Below are 16,986 nucleotides of genomic sequence, written 5' to 3'. Positions count from 1 at the left end.
AGGAAATGCTGGCGCGAATGAATGCAAAACCCGATCGCGTGCTGTTTCCGAAGAGCAATTTGAGGTGAACTTCCTCACGCCCCGCTGTCGGCCCAGAACGCGACGTTAGAGTATCTGCACGGCAATGACGGCTTCTGGTGCTACCCGTGCATTCCGATATTCGGCCGGGACGCCAAAATCCCACCCAAAGCGGTTTCACAGCCTATGGTTGCAAGCGTCAGGTTTTCACCCTTGGCTAGGCCGCTGTGTCCAGACTTGTTTCCGGCGTCGATGAGACCCGGCCGGCCCGTTCGTCCTCGGTATCTTCCCACCAGTCGCCCAGGGCGTCGATGAGCGGCACAAGCTTGAGGCCGCGCGCTGTGAGGTCGTAGTCCACGCGCAGCGGATAGCCGGCATGCGCCGTTCGCCGCACAATCCCGGCTTCTTCCAGCTTGCGCAGTTCCAGCGCCAGAATGCGGTGCGACACGGTCGGGTTGTCACGCCTCAAATCGCTGAAGCGCTTAGTCCCGTCCTTGAGATAGTAGAGCAGCAAGGTAGGCCAGCGACCGCTGAGCACACGCATGGCCTCTTCGATCGGGCAGCTTGAGACGACATCTTTCATGGGCGGCACCCCGTGGTGGTTACAGAATAGTGCGTAATTTACATGGGACGACCAGCGTTTAGGGTCAAGCTTCGCTGCGCAGCGTGATCCCTAAACATGGAAGAGACAAAGAAATGGAACCTATCCTCCTTTACGGCTTCCCGGCAGGAAGTTCGATGGGGCTCGTCGCTGCTTTTGAACGCGTCGGACAGCCCTACCGCCTGTGTCGCGTCGACATGCTCACCGAAATGAAGAACGACGCCTATGCCAGCATCAACGGCCGTCAGGAAACGCCGGTATTGATCACGGACGAGGGCAGGGTGCTCACCGAGACCATGGCGATTGCCGCGTGGCTCGAAGCCCGCGACACGCAACGTCGTGTCAGCTTCGACCCTCGCTCGCCGGAAGCCGACCGGATACATCAGTTGATGGCTTTCGTGAACACCGGTTTCACCGCCGCTTTCACCCCGCTCTGGGCTGCATATGAAATGGAATCGGCCGAAGCGGCCCTGCTGGCGACCTTGCGTGATTTTGGCCGCAAGGCCGTTACCAACCGCCATGACCAGCTTGAGGCGATGATCGTCGACACCGCCTTTCTGGTCGGCGATCACCTGACGCTGGCGGATACCACGCTGATCGGCGTGGCACGCTGGGCAGAATTCCACAAGGCGGTCGACGGCGCCGCCTATCCCAAGCTGGCGGCGCTGCGCCGCCGGATCGAAAGCGATCCGGACGTGCGATATGCGCAGGCCATCGAGGATGGCGAAAAGCCGGCGGGTTCGGGTGCCTGTCTTGGCCACATTCCGCTGGCCGAGGTCATTGAACGATTTGGTGCCTAGCCTCTTTTCAGCGCGCGGCACGAACACGCCCTGTGCCGCGCCGCACTCGCTCCAACACCACCCGATTCGCGACAAGCACATCAAATTCGGCTATCATGCCAGCGTTCTTGAAGTGGCAGCTACGGGCGGCCATCCTGGCGGTGGCCGCCCCCGGATACGGGAGAATGGTTATGGCCAGCTTTCATGTCATGTCGGACGCGCGTGGAATGCACGTGCAGCCCACGGTGCGCCGCATCACCACGGCGGACCTGATGGATGCGCTGCGGCTCGGCGTCGAGGATTTCTGGGCTAAGCCATCGCATTACGTGTTCCTGTGCCTGATCTATCCGGTGGTCGGATTGATCCTGGCGCGGTGGACGACATCCGGCTCCAACGCCATCCAGCTGCTCTATCCGCTGATGTCCGGCTTCGCCCTGCTTGGACCCTTCGCCGCGATCGGTCTCTACGAGATCAGCCGCCGCCGCGAACTCGGCATGGACACGTCCTGGTGGCACGCGCTCGACGTGCGCCACTCGCCGGCGCTGCCGGCGATCGCGGTCATCGGCGCTATGCTGGTAGCACTGTTCCTGCTCTGGCTGTACACTGCGCAATCGATCTATACCGGCCTGTTCGGCAATCAGCCGCCGGCCTCGATCGGCGGCTTTGTGCGCGAGGTGCTGACAACGCCAAAAGGCTGGACGCTGATCCTGCTCGGCAATGCGGCCGGCTTCGTCTTCGCCGCGATCGTGCTGGCGACGACCGTCGTCGCGTTCCCGCTGCTGCTCGACCGCGATGTCGGCGCAGTCTCGGCAATCGAGACCTCGGCACGGGCGGTGATGACAAACCCGCTGCAGTTGGCGCTGTGGGGCCTGATGGTCGCCGTGCTGCTGGTCATCGGCTCGATCCCGCTGTTTGCCGGGCTCGCCGTCGTCATGCCTGTGCTTGGCCATGCGACGTGGCATCTCTATCGCAAGGTGGTCGAACCGGAGCGGGCGCAGCAGGACCGGCGGCCGATGTAGCTAGCGGCGGACTTTCAAGTCGATCGTGCCGCCGCTCTATCTTTTGTCTGAGCATCGGAACCAAAACCGGTACCCACTTCTGGGTTTCGACGCTTTAGTTAACGCTGCGCGTCGGTCGCCATCTTCAGGGCCAGTGCGGTCAGCACCGTGCCCATCATCCAGCGCTGGATCACCAGCCATAGCGGCCGGCCGGCGAGGAAAACGGCGATCGAGCCGGCCGTAACCGCGATGATCGCGTTGACGGTGAGGCTGATCGCGATCTGCGTGGTGCCGAGCACCAGAAGCTGCGACAGCACGTGGCCCTTGCCGGGGTTGATGAACTGCGGCAGCAGCGACAGGTAGAGCACCGCCACCTTCGGGTTGAGCAGATTGGTCATCAGGCCCATGGCGAACAATTTGCGCGGCCTGTCCTTCGGCAGTTCCCGGACCTGGAATGGCGAGCGTCCGCCTGGCCTCACTGCTTGCCACGCAAGCCACAAGAGGTAGAGCGCGCCGGCCAAACGCAACGCATCATAGGCGTAAGGCACGGCAAGCAGCAGCGCGGTGATGCCGAATGCCGCCGACAACACGTAGAAGACAAAGCCGAGCGCCACGCCGCCGAGCGAGATCAGGCCGGCCTTCGGTCCCTGTGACAGCGACCGCGAGATCAAATAGATCATGTTCGGGCCGGGCGTCAGCACCATGCCGAGGCAGACCAGCGCGAAGGCGAGATGGTTGGCGGCGTCGGGCACGGGCGCATCTCCGGGAAGTGCGCATGTGTGCCTCGTCGGACAACGACGCGCAAGGGCTTGGCGGATTCAGCCGTTGCGCCAGACGAAATTGCCGAACACACGCTGGGTCGCGTTCCTTCGCACCCCCTCTGGCCGGCAGGCCGGAGGGGGTGCTGTCCCGCCAGCCTCTCGCTTAAGTCGCCAGCCCCATCGCGTTCAGCCGACGATGCGCAGGTTCGACAATTCGTTGGCGATTTCCTTGAAATTGTCCGACAGCGTCGCCCCGGTCGCGTTCCAGAACAGCTTGGCCGGTTTGGTCGGATCGGTGGGATCCATGCGGAAGCGCGAGTCCGACGAGCATGCCTTCAGCGCGTCGAGTGCTTTCTTGTCGCCGGCATCGGTGGTCGACAGGTCGAGCGCGACGGTCATGACGAGAATGTTCGAATTCTTCGCGTTGGCGCAAAGGGTCTGCATCTGCTCGTCCAGCGCGGCGGTGTAGTTGGCGCCGGTATAGGTGGTCTTGCCGATGTCGGTGCTGGTGTTCATGAACAGGCGCGTCACGCTTCCAGACCCCGGATATGTCAGGCCGGTGTAACCGTAAGCGGCGTAGGTCGACCTGTTACTGGCATAGAGGCTGTCGCTGACGGCGCTGTAGGTATTGGCGCCGTCGGTCAGCACGATGACCACTTTGTCGTTGCCCCTTTCGGTGTTCGGCCGGCCCTCGGTGAAAGGTTCGTTGCTCGATACCGTCCGCCAGCCCCAGGCAAGGCCTTCCGGCACGTTGGTGTTGCCGTTCGGCGCCATGGCGTCGATGGCGTCCTTGATCTCCTCCTTCTGGGCAATCTGGCTGACGTCTTTGAGTGGCGTGATCGGGTTGGTCGTGCAGGACGAATTCGGGCCGTCGCCCGAGGCAGCCGACTTCGAACCGTAAGGCTTGACCAGGAAATACTTGCGCATGTCCGACTGCCGCTGCGAAGCGGTTGGGAGGTCGGTGAAATAGGGCCAGTCGGCCCACCAGTTGTTGCCGTAATTATACGACGTGATGTCGACGTCGTTGACACCGTCGCGGTTGAAATCGAGCCAGAGGGTGCCAGCCTCGTCCGGTGCGAACATCGGCACGAACAGCGTGGCAGGCGTGGCGGTGTTCGGCGTCGTGTCGTCGTTATTATACGGGTATGGCCTCGCCTCGACGCAACCCTGCCAACTCGCATAGCGGCTGGTGGTGTAGATATATTCCGGGGTGGTCCAGTGGCCGCTGCTGCAGTTGCCTTTTTTGTTATAGGTGTCGCAGATATACTGTTTCGTGTTAGGCACTTCTTCGCGGCCAGACTCGACCGTGATGTCGGCGTAAAGGCTGAAGCGGGTCAGTGGTTGATCCTCGCTGTCACCCCAGCCGGCGCCGCGCTTGTACCAGACGCCGTTGAGCTTCTCAGCGTATTTGTCTGGATCGTTGGCGGGGGTCATCGTCGTCCAGTCGAAGTCCTCGTGCTGGATCGGGGAGATGCCGTCCTGGTCCATCCAGCCATCCTGGTCACGGGTGGGACCGACATTGACCGAAGCCGCGAACGGCACGAGGGAGAACTGCACCGGTTTGCTGACCTGCTTCATCTGCTGTGCCTGCAGCGCCAACGTATCGACAAGCTGCTTGGCGGCAGTCTTCAGCAGATCAATCCGCATCTGGCCGGTGCCGGAACCCAGATTATTCATCGAGCCGGAATTATCGAGCACAAGGGCTACTTCCAGCGTGTTCTTGAGGCGGATTTCCGAGCACGCGGTGAAGGTTGTATCGCTGGTGGTCCCGCCGCCCATCAGCATGGCGGCGGCCGGCAGAAAATAGGGGTGGTACGTCAGGGCGCTGCAGAGCTTCAACGTGCCGCCACCCGCATTGTTGTTGGGGAGGGTGACGGTAAGCAACGTATTGGCCGGATCGACGGGGCCGAGATTGGCTTCGAAGAAAGTCTTGGCATAGGCCTTGGCGGCGTCGTCGCTTGCGCCGGAGACGATCTGGTGAGCGGTGGCGAGACCGGCGGCGTCCAGCGCGTTCAACGCAGCGTGCTTCTGGCGGAGCAGTTCCGAGTAGTCGACGCTGAGCGCCACGCCGCCCATGAGCGGCACCATGGTGATGACCGTCATCAGCGTATAGTTGCCACGCCGGTCCCTACCGAATTTTCGGATCATTGCCTTCAGCACCCCGCCAGAACCCCTTTGTCGGCGAAGCGATGCCACCAATCCTTAAATTTCAGATTGCTAAAATTCGTCCAAGATCGGCACACTTTTTCAAAGCTCGTTAACCACGCCGCCGATGGCGGCAACATGGCCTGCGATTTGGACCGGCGCGGAGCCTCCGTAAAGCTCTGGAAAACGAGAATTTTTGTGCCGTGCGATCATGCCTTCATTTCGGGGCGGCGATGCTGAACGCGGCGAAAGCTGGTGACAGGGTCAAGAGCTTCGGTTAATGCGGTCCGGTCGCTGCGGATCGTCGGCGGCGGCGCTCGCAACCATCATGACCTGGGAAACGATATGGCGGATTCGCCCGATATCATCGGCTCGCTCGCGGATTTGTCGGCAGCCTATTCTGCCATTCTTTGCGATGTCTGGGGCGTGGTCCACAATGGCGAACGGCATTTCCCGGCCGCGGCTCTGGCGCTGGCGACCGCACGCGAGGCGAAGATACCTGTGGTGCTGATTACCAATTCGCCACGCCGCAGCGCCGATGTGGTGGCGCAGATGAATGCGATCGGCGTTCCCTCGGAGGCCTACGACCGCGTCGTCACCTCCGGCGATGTGACCCGCGACCTGATCATCGAGGGCCCGCGAAGGATCTTCCATATCGGCGCCGATCGCGATTTCACGCTCTATGACGGGCTTGATGTCGAACTGGTCGAGGAGTTCGAGGCATCCGGCGTGGTCTGCACCGGGCTGTTCGACGACGAGGTCGAGAAGCCGGAAGACTACGCCGATCTTCTGCGGCGGCTACGTGCCAGGAACCTGCCCTTCATCTGCGCCAATCCCGACATCGTGGTCGAGCGCGGCGAGCGGATGATCTGGTGCGCCGGGGCCTTGGCTCGCGACTATGCCCAACTCGGCGGGCGGACGCTGATCGCCGGAAAACCATATGCCCCGGTCTATGACGTCGCGATGAAGGAGATCGCCGACTTGCTCGGCCACCCGGTGGAGCGCGCGGACGTGCTGGCCATCGGCGACGGCATGATGACCGACATCAAGGGTGCTGCCGACAACGGCTTCGACGTGCTCTACGTGTCGGGCGGCATCCATGCCCGCGACTACGGTGATACGCTACAACCGGATCCGGCCAGGCTAATTGCCTTTCTGGAAAGGCACGGCTACTGGCCGGTCGCGGTCATTCCGAGACTGCAGTAGGGTCGCTCGATGACGGAAGCCTTCGAACGCGTTTCTGCAATCTCGCCGCTGCCGGCCCATTTGCGTGGTGGCGTGGTGGCGATCGGCAATTTCGACGGTGTGCACCGCGGCCACCAGGCGGTGCTCGAGCGCGCGCTTGCCGAGGCCTGCCGGCGCGGCGTGCCGGCTCTGGTGCTGACCTTCGAGCCGCATCCGAGAAAGGTGTTCCGGCCTGAGATACCGCTGTTCGTGCTGACGCCGCCGCCGATGAAGGCACGGTTGTTGTCGTATCTAGGCTTTGCCGCACTCGTCGAACAGCCGTTCACGCGCGACTTCGCCGCACTGTCGGCGGAAGCGTTCGTGACCGACGTGCTGGACAGGAATCTCGGCATCATTCACGCCGTGACCGGCTTCGACTTCCACTTCGGCAAGGACAGGCAAGGCGGCCCGGCCTATCTGATGGCGGCCGGCGAACGCCACGGCTTCGGCGTCACCCTGGTTGACGCGTTTCGCGACGAGGGCGCCGAGGTGGTGTCGTCGAGCCGGATCCGCGCGCTGCTATGCGAAGGCACGGTGGGCGAGGCGGCCGGCCTGCTCGGCTACCGCTTCACGGTCGAAAGCGAGGTGATCGGCGGCCAGCAGCTTGGCCGGACGCTCGGCTTTCCAACCGCCAATATGAGGCTTTCGCCGGAAGCCACTCTGAAGGAAGGGATTTATGCCGTCCGCTTCCGTCGCGCCGACGGTACGCTTCATGATGGTGTTGCCAGCTTCGGTCGCCGCCCGACCGTCGATGACAACGGCGCGCCGCTTCTGGAAACTTTCGTTTTCGATTTTTCCAGCGATCTCTACGGCGAGATATGCGCGGTGTCCTTCTTTGGTTTCCTGCGCGCCGAGGTGAAGTTCGACGGGCTCGACGCGCTGGTCGCGCAGATGAAACGCGACGAGGTCGAGGCGAGGGCGCTGCTTGCCGGCGTCAGGCCGCTTTCCGAGCTCGACGCGGCCATTGCTTTCTAAAGCATGATCCCGAAAAGTGGGAACCGGTTTTCGGACAAGATCATGCTAAAACAACGACCTATTTTTTCAGCGCCAGGCCGACCGCAATGAAGGCCCAGCCCTGGAAGATCAGGTCGACGGCGAGAAACAGCCCCAGCACCCATACGCTGTTGACTGGCCAGCCCATGGCGATGACCAGGCCTGCCAGCGCGCTGATGATGCCGGCCGCCACCAGCCAGCCCCAGCCTTTTTCCGGTCTGTGCTTGTACCCGACCCAGGCCCTGAGCACGCCTGAAGCGAGAAGGGCGACCGCCAGCAGGAAGGTCAGCACCGCCGAGGCCAGCAGCGGATTGTAGAAGGCGAAGAACCCGGCGACGGCATAGAGAAGACCGCTGAGCAGCCAATAGAAGAACCGGCTCCAAGTCTTCACACCGAAGGCATGCATGATCTCGATGACACCGGCCATCAGCATCAGCCAGCCGACGACGTAGACCGAGGCGACCGTGGCGATGAACAGATTGCCGAAGGCGATGCCGCCGAGGATCAGCAGCAGCACGCCGAGCCCGACGAACCATCCCCATTTCGCCCGCGTCTGACCGATTGCATCCTTTAAAGCATCGCCCTGCAGGGTCATTGCCGCCATCTCCATCGTCGCCTGGCAACTTGCCAAATTTGGAGGGTAGCGCCGAAGGCCTTGCTCGTCCAGCGAGCAGCACGCGCCGGACGCACGCCAAAAAAGCGAGGCAGCGTTTCGAATTTAAATCAAAGTTTACTGAACCGGCGCCATGGCTCTTGGCCAGGCTGGTTGTTCCCGCCGGTGTTTCGTGCGTATGGAGTGACGATGCGTTCTGTCAGGGTGTTTCAGGTGGTCTTGGCCAGCTTCATGCTGGGCGCGCCCGGTGCCGCCGAAGCCGGCGAGGGCGCCTCGGGCTGGTTGTCCGGCGACTGGTATTTGACGGTCGGCGCCACCGGCATGGTCGCCCCGAACTTCGAGGGCGGCAAGAAGTACCTGCTCAGCGCCTCGCCGATCATCTCGCTCGGCAAGGCCGGTCCTGCGGCCCGCTTCACCTCGCGCAACGACAACATTTCGCTGGGGTTGATCGACGACGGCGGCCTCCGCGCCGGCCTGACCGGAAAATTGCTGTTTTCGCGTGATGGCGACGACGCCGACGAGCTGGAAGGCCTCGACCCGGTGCGCTGGGGTGGCGAGGCCGGCGGCTTCTTCGAATTCTATCCTTTTGACTGGTTGCGCGCCCGCGCCGAATTGCGGCACGGCCGACGCCTTCTATGATGTGACGCCGGACGTCAGAATTTCGGGCGGGCCGCGCGTTTCGTTCGCCTCGTCGGACTATTTCGACGCCTATTACGGCGTCAACGCCGACGAAGCCCTGGCTTCGGGCCTCAGCCAATACCGTCCGGGTGGCGGCGTGAAGTCGGCGGGCCTCGGCGGCGCGGTGACCTGGAAAGTGACCGAGCCGATGACGGCCAGCCTGTTCGGCGAATATTCGCGCCTGATGGGCCCGGCAGCCGATTCCAGCCTAGTCAAGGAGCGCGGCTCAAGCGATCAGTTCATGATCGGCGTGTCGACGACCTATCGCTTCGATTTCTCGATTTGAGTGCCTTGGCCCGGCAATCGCGTATCTGCCGGATATCTTATGACGTCACAAGCTGCAAGGAAGGCACCGAGAGTTCGGGCTTTTCAATATCGGCTGTCTCGGTTAAAAGCCCAGCCATGACGAGCTTTTCGCGCCTTTTCGCGCTGACGATACGAATTACAGGCCCGGTGTTTCGGGCGGCTTGAGCGCCGCCGGAGCCGCCGGGAATTTTGCGCGCGGCCTCTCGCGCTTTTTCCAGATCATGATAGTTCAACGCCCGGGCTCCTTTGCCGCCGGGCAATGCATATGGCAGACCAATGACCGATACCCCAATGACCGACACTGTTGAAACGATCGACTATTCCAAAACGCTCTATCTGCCGCAGACGGATTTCCCGATGCGCGCCGGCTTGCCCGAGAAGGAGCCGCTGCTGGTCAAGCGCTGGCAGGACATGGATCTTTACCGCAAGCTACGCGACAACGCCGCCGGCCGCGAAAAATACGTGCTGCATGACGGCCCGCCCTACGCCAATGGCAACATCCATATCGGCCATGCGCTGAACAAGATCCTCAAGGACGTCATCACGCGCTCGTTCCAGATGCGCGGTTATGACTCGAACTACGTGCCCGGCTGGGATTGTCACGGCCTGCCGATCGAATGGAAAATCGAGGAGCAATACCGCGCCAAGGGCAAGAACAAGGACGAGGTCCCGGTCAACGAGTTCCGTAAGGAATGCCGCGAGTTCGCCGCGCACTGGATCAAGGTGCAGGGCGCAGAATTCCAGCGGCTGGCTGTCGTCGGCGACTTCGACAATCCCTATACGACGATGGCGTTCCACGCCGAGGCGCGCATCGCCGGCGAACTGTTGAAATTCGCCATGTCCGGCCAACTCTATCGCGGCTCCAAGCCGGTGATGTGGAGCGTTGTCGAGCGCACCGCGCTGGCTGAAGCCGAAGTCGAATACCAGGACTATGAGAGCGACACGATCTGGGCGAAGTTTCCGGTTGTCAGCCTTGCCCGGCAAGTCACCAGCGTCGAAGATGGGCAACCAGCCTTGGATCCAAAGCTGACGCAGACGTCACTGGACTTGCTGGAGGCCCACGTCGTCATCTGGACGACCACGCCGTGGACCATCCCCGGCAACCGCGCCGTGAACTATTCGCCCCGCATCAACTATGGCCTCTACGAGGTCACGGCAGCAGAGAATGCTTTCGGCCCGCAACCTGGCGAAAAGCTGATCTTTGCCGACGCGCTGGCCGAAGAGGCTGCGGTCAAAGCCAAAGTGACGATGAATCGTCTCCGTAACGTTTCGGCCGAAGAGCTTGGAAGCCTTACGCTTTCTCATCCCTTCAACGGTTTGAACGGCGGCTACGAATTCCCCGTGCCGATGCTCGCCGGCGACCACGTCACCGACGATGCCGGCACCGGCTTCGTTCACACCTCGCCTAGCCACGGCCGCGAGGACTTCGACGCCTGGACGGACGCTGCATCGGAACTGCGCCAACGCGGCATCGACACGGCGATCCCGTTTCCTGTCGACGATGCCGGCTTCTTCACCAAGGACGCGCCGGGCTTCGGCGCGGACCGCGAGGGCGGAGCGGCGCGCGTCATCGACGACAACGGCAAGAAGGGCGATGCCAACCAGGCGGTCATCGACGAGCTGATCAAGCGCAACGCACTGTTCGCGCGCGGCCGGTTGAAGCATTCCTATCCGCATTCGTGGCGGTCGAAGAAGCCGATCATCTTCCGCAACACGCCGCAATGGTTCGTCTATATGGACAAGGATCTGGGCGACGGCACGACGCTGCGCAGCCGTGCCTTGAAGGCCATCGACGACACCCGCTTCGTGCCGGCCGCCGGCCAGAACCGCATTCGCGCCATGATCGAGGAGCGTCCCGATTGGGTGCTGTCGCGCCAGCGCGCCTGGGGCGTGCCGATCGCGGTCTTCGCCGATGCCGACGGCAATGTGCTGAACGACGAGGCGGTCAACCAGCGCATCGTGGACGCCTTCGAGAAGGAGGGCGCCGACGCATGGTTCGCGGCCGGCGCCAAGGAGCGTTTCCTCGGCAACCACGATGCCTCGAAATGGCAGCAGGTGATGGACATCCTCGATGTCTGGTTCGATTCCGGCTCGAGCCATGTCTTCACTCTCGAGGATCGCCCGGACCTGAAATGGCCGGCCGACCTTTACCTCGAAGGTTCCGACCAGCATCGCGGCTGGTTCCACTCCTCGCTGCTCGAAAGCTGCGGCACCAGGGGCAGGGCGCCTTACGACACCGTCGTTACCCATGGTTTCACCATGGACGAGGAGGGGCGGAAAATGTCGAAGTCGCTCGGCAATACAGTCGTGCCGCAGGACGTCATCAAGCAGTCGGGCGCCGATATCCTGCGGCTATGGGTGGTGACGACCGACTACTGGGAAGACCAGCGGCTCGGCAAGAACGTGCTGCAGACCAACATCGACGCCTACCGCAAGTTGCGCAACACCATCCGCTGGATGCTGGGCACGCTTGCCCATGACGATGGCGAGGAAGTGCCGCAGGATAAGATGCCGGAGCTGGAGCGGCTGATGCTGCATCGGCTCTCCGAACTCGATGAAGTCGTGCGCGCCGGCTATGACGCCTTCGAGTTCAAGCGCATCACCCGCACGCTGCTCGACTTCATGGTGGTCGAACTGTCGGCCTTCTATTTCGACATCCGCAAGGATGCGCTCTACTGCGAAGCGCCCTCCAGCGTGAAGCGCAAGGCGTCCGTGCAGGTGGTGCGCCATCTGTTCGACTGCCTGGTGAAATGGCTGGCGCCGATGCTGCCCTTCACCATGGAGGAGGCCTGGCTCGACCGTCATCCGGACGCCGTCTCGGTGCATCTCGACCAGTTCCCGCAAATCCCGGCCGACTGGAAGAACGAGGTGCTGGCGGAAAAGTGGCGCAAGGTGCGCCAGGTCCGCCGTGTCGTCACTGGGGCGCTGGAGATCGCACGTGCCCAGAAGGTCATCGGCTCGTCGCTGGAAGCGGTGCCGGTCGTCACGCTCGACGATGCGGCGCTCGAAGCAGCGATATCAGACGTCGACATGGCCGAAATGGCGATCACCAGCGATCTGGTCATTGCGCATGGCGACGCGCCTTCTGGTGCCTTCACGCTGGACGACGTCAAGGGCGTCGCCGTGGTGGTCGAGAAGGCCGAGGACCGTGGCCTGGTCAAATGCGCGCGCTCATGGCGCTACACGGCCGATGTCGGGCAGGACAGGGAATTCCCCGACGTTTCGGCGCGGGACGCAGCGGTTCTGCATGAATTGAAGGCGCTTGGTCGTATATAAGGCGGTGCACAAATGCCACGGCGGGCGGCTGATCGGCCCCCGCTCGTTGCCCTTAACGGGTGGTTGAGGTAAACACGCGAAACTCCGGACGACAAATTGTCGCCGGATTTCCGTCGGAAGAGCATAGGCGATGGGAACCGTCCTTTGGCCGGTGGCGATCGAGAGGCTGTCTAGAGTGGGACTTTTTGGCATGACCGAAAGAACTTGCGCGCGCGTTGCGCTGCTGGCGCCGCTTGTCGTATCCGGCTTGGCCCTTTCCGGCTGCATGGGCTCGCCGACCTACGGGACCGACAAGACCGCCTCCGCCCAGCTTGCCGGCGATCTCACCAGCGCTTTTTCAGTCATGCCGAAGAACAAGGAAAAGATCGACTACAAGCCGCGCCCCGAACTGGTGAAGCCGGCGCCGGGACAGAAGGAATTGCCGCCGCCGCAGGACAGCATCGCGACGGCAAGCGCCGATTGGCCGGAATCGCCCGAGCAACGCCGCGCTCGCCTGCGTGCCGAGGCCACGCTCAATCAGGACGATCCGTCCTACCAGGCGCAGATTGTCGATGACTTCCAGACGGATCCGTCGGCGATCAAGGCTGCGATGGCGCAGTCGGCTTCCAGTCATCCGCCGGCCTGGACTCCGGCGGATTCGGACAAGGGCCGCGCCGCCGAGGTCAAGCGCCGCCTCGCCGAAGGCAAGCAGGGTGACCCGAACACCCGCAAATATTTGAGCGAGCCGCCGGTGCAATACCGCGCCGCTGCCGCGACCGCGCCGGTGGACGACATCGGCGAGGACGAATACAAGAAAGAACGCCGCCTCAAGAAGGAAGCGGCCGCCAAGAACAAGAGCGGCATGTTCGACTGGCTGCCGTGGTAAGCTGCCGGCGCTAATGCATGTCGCATAAAACTGTGAAGCGGTTTTGCGATAACGACATGCATAAACAGCAACCTAAAGCGCGTCGCATGAGGCCGGTCTAACACGACGCGCTTTAGGGAAAGCTGGCGACGCTACGGTTCGCGTCGATCTCTGAAAAAATCCTTCAGAAGCAGCGCCGCGTCGCTTTCGGCCATGCCTGGATAGATATCTGGCAGATGGTGGCAGGTCGGTGAGGCGAAGAAGCGCACGCCGTTGACCACCGCGCCGCCCTTCTCGTCGGCGGCGCCGAAATAAAGCCGGCGCAGCCTGGCGAAGGAAATGGCGCCGGCGCACATGGCGCAGGGCTCCAGCGTCACATAGAGATCGTGGCCGGTGAGCCGCTCGCTCGACAGCTTGCGGCAGGCCTCGCGGATCGCCAGCATCTCGGCATGGGCGGTGGGGTCGGAAAGCTCGCGGGTGCGGTTGCCGGCACTGGCAACGACCGTATCGCCGGTGGCGATGACCGCGCCGATCGGCACTTCGCCACGCCGGGCGGCGGCTTCGGCCTCCTTGAGCGCCAGCGCCATGAAATCCGGCCGCTTCAAGCGGTTTCCATTCCTATTATCTCCTCGCTACTCCGGCGTGATCCTGTTATCTAGCGCATGACCCCGAAAACCGGAATCGGTTTCGGAAGGGATCATGCGCCAAATCAAAGTCCTACAGCGTCCTTTGCGCGTCCGTACGGACGCGCGGCGCTGTAGTGCAAACGAGCAAAAGCCACATGGACGACAAAGACAAGAAATTCCCGCGCCAAAAGGGCCCGCGCAAGAACGGCCCGCGCAAGAACGGCCCGGGCAAGAACGGCCCGAAACCGTTGGGCCCGCGTGGTCGCGATGCCGCTGCCGGCAAGGGCGGCAAGCCGTCCTTCGGCGCGAAAAAACCTTACGCGCCGCGTGGCGACCGCCCGATGGCGGCTGACGGCGAGCGGCCGAAGCGTGACTTCAAAAGCGGCGACCGGCCGATCAGCAAGGCGCCGCGCCCTGAAGGCAGGCCCTATGAAAAGCGTGAGGGGCCGCGCAAGCCATACGCCCCGCGCGGCGACCGCCCGATGGCGGCTGACGGCGAGCGGCCGAAGCGCGACTTCAAGAGTGGCGACCGGCCGTTCAGCAAGGGGCCGCGCCCTGAAGGCAAGCCTTATGAAAAGCGCGAGGGGCCTCGAAAACCCTATGCGCCACGCGGCGACCGGCCGATGGCAGCCGACGGCGAGCGGCCGAAGCGCGACTTCAAGGCCGGCGACAGGCCGTTCAGCAAAGGGCCGCGTCCGGAAGGCAAGCCTTATGAGAAGCGCGAAGGTCCGCGCAAGCCCTACGCGCCGCGCGGCAACCGGCCGGCGGCTGCCGAAGGCGAGCGCAGAGAAACGCGCTTCGACCGTCCCAAGCACGACTTCGGCGATCGGCCCAAGCGCGATTTTGGCGCTGCCCAAGGGGCATCGGGCGGCGGCTTCAAGCCGCGCCCACGTCCGGCCGAAGCGACGGAAGAGCCAGGCGAGCGCATCGCTAAGCGGCTGGCCCGCGCCGGCCTTGCCTCGCGCCGCGATGCCGAGGAACTGATCGCGGCCGGCCGCGTCAAGGTCAATGGAAGGGTGCTGTCCTCGCCCGCCTTCAATGTGATGCCCGGCGACATCATCCATCTCGACGGCATGGAGATCCCGCCGATCGAGCGCACCCGGCTGTTCCTGTTCCACAAGCCGGCCGGCGTTGTCACCACCAACCGTGATCCCGAGGGCCGCAAGACCGTCTTCGACGTGCTGCCGGCCGACCTGCCGCGGCTGATGACCATCGGCCGGCTCGACATCAACACCGAAGGCCTGCTGCTGCTCACCAATGATGGTGGGCTGGCGCGTGTGCTCGAACTGCCGGCGACCGGCTGGCTCAGGCGCTACCGCGTGCGCGTCCACGGCAAGGTCGAGGAAAGTGCGCTCGCCGGCTTGCGCGAAGGCATTGCCGTCGACGGCGTCTTCTACGGCGCCATCGAGGCGACGCTCGACCGCGAGCAAGGCACCAACGCCTGGCTGACGCTCGGCCTGCGCGAAGGCAAGAACCGCGAGGTCAGGAATATACTGGGCTCGCTTGGTCTCGACGTGACGCGGCTGATCCGCATTTCCTACGGGCCGTTCCAGCTCGACGACCTGCCCGAGGGCCATGTGCTGGAGATCAAGGGCCGCGTGCTGCGCGACCAGCTCGGCGAACGCCTGGTCGAGGAGTCCGGCGCCAATTTCGACGCTGAGATCACCAAGCCGTTTTCTAACAGGCCGGTGCGGCGCGAAGCGGTGCAGGAAGAGGAACCGGAGCGGCCGAAATTCACCCGCGACGGCGAACGCCGTCCGATCGGCGAAGGCGGGCTGATCAAGAACCGCAAACGCCGCGAAGGCAGCCGCGACGAGGCGCTGGGCAAGCTGTCGACAAGTCCCGGCGGAAGCTTTGGGCCGGAAAAGAGCTTTGGTGAGCGCCCCAAATCTGAACGCAGCGGCCCCGAACGCGGCGGCTTTGGCGATCGCGGCCCCAAATCTGAACGTAGCGGGCCGGGCGGCTTTGGCGGCAAACCGGGCGGCGGGAAAAAGTCCGAACGCGAGCAGCGCCCGATCGAGCCGCCGGGCCAGCGCAAGGCCAATGTCTGGATGGCGCCGGGCGCGCGGCCGATCGGCAAGGGCAGGGCGGACGCTGATGCCGCCAAGGCGGCCGAAGCCAAGGAACGCAAGGCCTCGTTCAAGCCGTCTTATGGCAAGCCCGCCCATGGAAAACCGGGAGGTGGAAAACCCGGAGGCGCAAAGCCGTTCGGCAAGCCGCGTGGTGCCGAGGATGGCGGTGCTAAAGGCGGCGACCGGCCGCGCAGTGGTCCCAAGGGATCAAGGGGAGGCAATGCGGATCGTCGGCGGTGAGTTTCGCGGGCGTCCGCTGGCGACGCCGCGCTCAAGCGCCATCCGCCCGACCACCGACCGCACCCGCGAGGCTGTCTTCAACGTGCTGGCGCATCGCTTTCCCGATAGGCTGGTCGGCGCGCGCGTGCTCGACCTGTTCGCCGGCACCGGCGCGCTCGGCCTCGAGGCGCTGTCACGCGGCGCATCTTATGGCGTCTTCATCGAAGAATCAGCGGAAGGGCGCGGCCTGATCCGCACCAATGTCGAAGCCTTCGGCCTCACCGGGCGTACCAAGATATTCCGACGCGACGCGACGGCGCTGGGCGAGGCGGGCACGATGGCCGCGTTCGGCCTGTTGTTCGCCGATCCGCCCTATGGCAAGGGCCTGGGCGAGCGTGCCTTGCGTTCGGCCAAGGCCGGCGGCTGGCTCGTCCCCGGCGCGCTCTGCGTCGTCGAGGAGGCGGCGGTGGCGCCGTTCGAGGCAGGGTCGGGCTTTTCGGTTGTCGACGAGCGCAGCTATGGCGAGACGGTCATCCGGTTTATCGAGGTTGGGTGAGCGCGGCGGCGATTGGCGCTTCCTCGCCCCCAATCCTTCATTGGGGAGGGAGGCGGCCGCCCACGGGTCTTGCCTTGGCAAGCCCGAAGACAGGCTCCGCGGCCGGAGAGGGGGACGGTTGTGCGACCCTCCACCATTCGAGACGTTCAAGTCAGCTCCTCCTCGGTTTGTCGGCGCAGTCCCCTCTCCGGCCGCTTCGCGGCCACCTTGTATGGGGCTTTCGCTGTCAAGGGGCCTTTTCAAGGCGGCCATCCCTTTGTTCGACGGTTTGGCGGCC

At 63.6% G+C, this 16,986-nt stretch carries 14 protein-coding genes and 1 pseudogene; 9 read left to right on the top strand and 6 right to left on the bottom strand.

What is annotated here, in order from left to right; translation table 11 throughout:
• Positions 1 to 235 precede the first annotated feature (235 nt).
• Positions 236 to 601, bottom strand: coding sequence for a winged helix-turn-helix transcriptional regulator (locus tag AC0L3N_RS32445; protein ID WP_473489385.1), 366 nt, complete (start codon positions 599 to 601; stop codon positions 236 to 238).
• Between the two features lie 113 nt (positions 602 to 714).
• On the opposite strand from AC0L3N_RS32445, the gene AC0L3N_RS32440 reads away from it, so the two are divergent.
• Both AC0L3N_RS32440 and AC0L3N_RS32435 read left to right on the top strand, forming a co-directional pair.
• Positions 715 to 1,419: a glutathione S-transferase family protein gene (locus AC0L3N_RS32440; RefSeq protein ID WP_473551667.1), complete on the top strand. Its 705-nt coding sequence runs from the start codon at positions 715 to 717 to the stop codon at positions 1,417 to 1,419.
• 170 nt (positions 1,420 to 1,589) lie between these two features.
• The gene (locus AC0L3N_RS32435) at positions 1,590 to 2,417 is read left to right on the top strand and encodes a DUF2189 domain-containing protein (protein ID WP_473489387.1); all 828 of its coding nucleotides are present in this window, start codon (positions 1,590 to 1,592) and stop codon (positions 2,415 to 2,417) included.
• A 98-nt stretch (positions 2,418 to 2,515) separates the two neighbouring features.
• On the opposite strand, the gene AC0L3N_RS32430 is transcribed toward AC0L3N_RS32435, so the two are convergent.
• Both AC0L3N_RS32430 and AC0L3N_RS32425 read right to left on the bottom strand, forming a co-directional pair.
• On the bottom strand, positions 2,516 to 3,100 hold the full coding sequence (locus AC0L3N_RS32430) for a LysE family translocator (RefSeq protein WP_473489401.1): 585 nt from the start codon (positions 3,098 to 3,100) through the stop codon (positions 2,516 to 2,518).
• Positions 3,101 to 3,343: 243 nt separating this feature from the next.
• Positions 3,344 to 5,305 carry a TadE/TadG family type IV pilus assembly protein gene (locus tag AC0L3N_RS32425; protein ID WP_473551665.1) on the bottom strand — a complete coding sequence of 654 codons (1,962 nt, stop codon included), beginning with the start codon at positions 5,303 to 5,305 and terminating at the stop codon, positions 3,344 to 3,346.
• A 342-nt stretch (positions 5,306 to 5,647) separates the two neighbouring features.
• On the opposite strand from AC0L3N_RS32425, the gene AC0L3N_RS32420 reads away from it, so the two are divergent.
• Both AC0L3N_RS32420 and AC0L3N_RS32415 read left to right on the top strand, forming a co-directional pair.
• Entirely contained in the window at positions 5,648 to 6,508 is an 861-nt protein-coding gene (locus tag AC0L3N_RS32420; protein WP_473551664.1) for a TIGR01459 family HAD-type hydrolase, read from the top strand.
• 9 nt (positions 6,509 to 6,517) lie between these two features.
• Complete coding sequence (locus AC0L3N_RS32415; RefSeq protein WP_473551663.1) at positions 6,518 to 7,501, top strand: bifunctional riboflavin kinase/FAD synthetase; 984 nt, start codon at positions 6,518 to 6,520, stop codon at positions 7,499 to 7,501.
• 58 nt (positions 7,502 to 7,559) lie between these two features.
• Here AC0L3N_RS32415 and AC0L3N_RS32410 read toward each other — a convergent pair whose 3' ends face one another.
• Positions 7,560 to 8,114 (bottom strand): HdeD family acid-resistance protein, encoded by a 555-nt coding sequence (locus AC0L3N_RS32410; RefSeq protein WP_123151613.1) that lies wholly within the window; start codon positions 8,112 to 8,114, stop codon positions 7,560 to 7,562.
• Between the two features lie 207 nt (positions 8,115 to 8,321).
• Between AC0L3N_RS32410 and AC0L3N_RS32405 the strand changes: the two are divergent.
• Positions 8,322 to 9,096: pseudogene (locus AC0L3N_RS32405) on the top strand (MipA/OmpV family protein).
• A gap of 37 nt (positions 9,097 to 9,133) precedes the next feature.
• Here the strand turns inward: AC0L3N_RS32405 and AC0L3N_RS32400 are convergent.
• On the bottom strand, positions 9,134 to 9,349 hold the full coding sequence (locus tag AC0L3N_RS32400; protein WP_473551661.1) for a hypothetical protein: 216 nt from the start codon (positions 9,347 to 9,349) through the stop codon (positions 9,134 to 9,136).
• A gap of 58 nt (positions 9,350 to 9,407) precedes the next feature.
• On the opposite strand from AC0L3N_RS32400, the gene ileS reads away from it, so the two are divergent.
• Together ileS and AC0L3N_RS32390 are read left to right on the top strand one after the other, a co-directional pair.
• Complete coding sequence (ileS, locus tag AC0L3N_RS32395) at positions 9,408 to 12,392, top strand: isoleucine--tRNA ligase (RefSeq protein WP_473551660.1); 2,985 nt, start codon at positions 9,408 to 9,410, stop codon at positions 12,390 to 12,392.
• Positions 12,393 to 12,582: 190 nt separating this feature from the next.
• On the top strand, positions 12,583 to 13,257 hold the full coding sequence (locus AC0L3N_RS32390; protein WP_473551659.1) for a hypothetical protein: 675 nt from the start codon (positions 12,583 to 12,585) through the stop codon (positions 13,255 to 13,257).
• Positions 13,258 to 13,388: 131 nt separating this feature from the next.
• On the opposite strand, the gene AC0L3N_RS32385 is transcribed toward AC0L3N_RS32390, so the two are convergent.
• The gene (locus tag AC0L3N_RS32385) at positions 13,389 to 13,841 is read right to left on the bottom strand and encodes a nucleoside deaminase (protein ID WP_473551657.1); all 453 of its coding nucleotides are present in this window, start codon (positions 13,839 to 13,841) and stop codon (positions 13,389 to 13,391) included.
• A 176-nt stretch (positions 13,842 to 14,017) separates the two neighbouring features.
• Between AC0L3N_RS32385 and AC0L3N_RS32380 the strand changes: the two genes are divergently transcribed.
• Positions 14,018 to 16,174, top strand: a complete 2,157-nt coding sequence (locus AC0L3N_RS32380; protein WP_473551655.1) for a pseudouridine synthase — start codon at positions 14,018 to 14,020, stop codon at positions 16,172 to 16,174.
• Complete coding sequence (rsmD, locus tag AC0L3N_RS32375) at positions 16,155 to 16,709, top strand: 16S rRNA (guanine(966)-N(2))-methyltransferase RsmD (RefSeq protein WP_473551654.1); 555 nt, start codon at positions 16,155 to 16,157, stop codon at positions 16,707 to 16,709. Before AC0L3N_RS32380 ends, rsmD begins: the two co-directional genes overlap by 20 nt.
• Positions 16,710 to 16,986: the final 277 nt, after the last annotated feature.

Source organism: Mesorhizobium sp. WSM4807, assembly GCF_055811615.1.
Note: the sequence above shows the minus strand (reverse complement) of the source record. Positions and strands in the feature narration are given on the sequence as shown.